This window comes from Hominilimicola fabiformis (assembly GCF_020687385.1).
GTDB classification, from domain to species: Bacteria; Bacillota; Clostridia; order UBA1381; family UBA1381; genus Hominilimicola; species Hominilimicola fabiformis.
Window position 1 is genome coordinate 1 of sequence record NZ_JAJEQM010000035.1, and the last position, 2953, is coordinate 2953.

Genomic DNA, 2953 nt, shown 5'->3' on the forward strand with positions numbered 1-2953 from the left:
AAACTAATGTGGAAAGGTTTTTTCGATATACGAGAGTATATGGGTAAAAACTTCAATTTCAAACAAATCTCTAATTCTTATGTAATTCAAGAACCAAACCAAGTTGGTCAAGCTATAAAGAGCGTAGGGAGAATGACTTGGCATCAGGAGCCGAAGAAGGACGTGACAAGCTGCGAAAAGCTGCGGTTAGGAGCAAATATCCATAGACCCGCAGATATCCGAATGGGGAAACCCGGTACGGCAATACCGTATCACTGCATGGTAAATACATAGCCATGTGGAGGAAACCCTCTGAACTGAAACATCTAAGTAGGAGGAGGAAGAGAAAGAAACATCGATTTCCTAAGTAGCGGCGAGCGAAAGGGAAAGAGGCCAAACCAGAGATAGCAATATCTTTGGGGTTGCGGACTGCGTAATTGATTCAATATTTTTAGCAGAAGTGTATGGGAAGACACACCATAGTAGGTAATAGTCCTGTAAGCGAAAAGGATATTGACAAGGCAGGATCCAGAGTACCACCGGACACGAGGAACCCGGTGGGAAGCCGGGGGGACCACCCCCCAAGCCTAAATACTACCTGATGACCGATAGTGAAAAGTACAGTGATGGAAAGTTGAAAAGAACCCCGGAAGGGGAGTGAAAAAGAATCTGAAACCCTATGTTTACAAGCTGCTAAAGCACTTTATATGTGCGATAGCGTACTTTTTGTAGAACGGTCCGGCGAGTGTATGTTGCAAGCGAGGTTAAGGTGTTAAGCACTGAAGCCGAAGGGAGACCGAGTGTGAATAGCGCGTACAGTTTGCAGTATACGACCCGAAACCGGGTGACCTAACCATGGACAGGTTGAAGTGGAAGTAAAATTCCATGGAGGACCGAACCCACGTCTGTTGAAAAAGGCGGGGATGAGCTGTGGTTAGCGGTGAAATTCCAATCGAACTCGGATATAGCTGGTTCTCATCGAAATAGCTTTAGGGCTAGCCTCAGGATAGTTTAGCGGAGGTAAAGCACTGAATGGGCTAGGGGGCTTCACGGCTTACCGAACCCTATCAAACTCTGAATGCCGCATAAATGTTTCCTGGGAGTCAGACTGCGTGAGATAAGTTTCGTAGTCAAAAGGGAAAGAGCCCAGACCTACAGCTAAGGTCCCTAAATGAATTTAAGTGGAAAAGGATGTGCAGTTGCGTAGACAACTAGGACGTTGGCTTAGAAGCAGCCACTCATTTAAAGAGTGCGTAATAGCTCACTAGTCGAGTGATTGTGCGCCGAAAATGTAACGGGGCTAAAATTCATACCGAAGCTTAGGAATGATAGTAATATTGTTGGTAGATGAGCGTTGTGTAAGTCTGCGAAGCTACACCGAAAGGAGTAGTGGAGATATCACAAGTGAGAATGCCGGAATGAGTAGCGAGAATTATGTGAGAATCATAATGGTCGAAAATCTAAGGTTTCTTGAGGAAGGTTCGTCCGCTCAAGGTAAGCCGGGAGCTAAGGCGAGGCCGAGAGGCGTAGTCGATGCACATACGGTAAAGATTCCGTAGCCACCGAAGTCGTTAAATACAGGGACACAGGAACATAGCCTAACCCCACCGTTGGTTGAGTGGGGCGTAAGGGAGCGAAAATTAGTAGCGAAGTAGGTGATTGTACACTGGCGAGAAAAGCTGTATGGATTGACAAGGTGCCCGTACCGCAAACCGACACAGGTAGATGAGGAGAGAATCCTAAGACCAGCGGGAGAAGTGTTGTTAAGGAACTCGGCAAAATGACCCCGTAACTTCGGGATAAGGGGAGCCTACGCGAGTAGGCCGCAGAGAATAGTCTCAAGCGACTGTTTAGCAAAAACACAGGTCTATGCTAAATCGAAAGATGATGTATATGGGCTGACGCCTGCCCGGTGCTGGAAGGTTAAGGGGAAGTGTTAGAGTAATCGAAGCACTGAACTTAAGCCCCAGTAAACGGCGGCCGTAACTATAACGGTCCTAAGGTAGCGAAATTCCTTGTCAGGTAAGTTCTGACCCGCACGAATGGCGTAACGACTTGAGAGCTGTCTCAACAACATACCCGGCGAAATTGAAGTACTGGTAAAGATGCCAGTTACCCGTGATAAGACGGAAAGACCCCATGGAGCTTTACTGTAACTTGATATTGAATTTTTGTATTACATGTACAGGATAGGTGGGAGACAGAGAACTAATGCCGCCAGGTGTTAGGGAGTCGATGTTGGGATACCACTCTTGTAATATGAAGGTTCTAACCTGCACCCGTGAATCCGGGTGGGGGACACTGTCAGGTGGACAGTTTGACTGGGGCGGTCGCCTCCTAAAAGGTAACGGAGGCGTTCAAAGGTTGGTTCAGCACGGACGGAAATCGTGCAACGAGTGCAAACGCATAAACCAGCCTAACTGCGAGACCGACAAGTCGAGCAGTAACGAAAGTTGGAGTTAGTGATCCGGCGGTATGAGAGTGGAATTGCCGTCGCTCAACGGATAAAAGCTACCCTGGGGATAACAGGCTGATCTCCCCCAAGAGTCCACATCGACGGGGAGGTTTGGCACCTCGATGTCGGCTCATCGCATCCTGGAGCTGTAGTCGGTTCCAAGGGTTGGGCTGTTCGCCCATTAAAGCGGTACGCGAGCTGGGTTCAGAACGTCGCGAGACAGTTCGGTCCCTATCTATCACGGGCGTAGGAAATTTGAGGAGAGCTGACCTTAGTACGAGAGGACCGGGTTGGACGTACCGCTGGTGCACCTGTTGTTCTGCCAAGGGCATAGCAGGGTAGCTAAGTACGGACGGGATAAACGCTGAAGGCATCTAAGCGTGAAGCCCCCTTCGAGATAAGATTTCCCATAGCGTAGGCTAGTAAGGACCCATGAAGACTACATGGTTGATAGGCCGGAGGTGGAAGTGCAGTAATGTATGTAGCTGACCGGTACTAATAGTCCGAGGGCTTGACCAA

Annotated in this window: 1 rRNA gene; it reads left to right on the plus strand. The window is 48.6% G+C overall.

Annotation, left to right across the window (positions count from 1 at the left end):
* The first annotated feature begins 105 nt into the window (after nucleotides 1-105).
* Nucleotides 106-2953, plus strand: a 23S ribosomal RNA gene (locus LKE05_RS13940).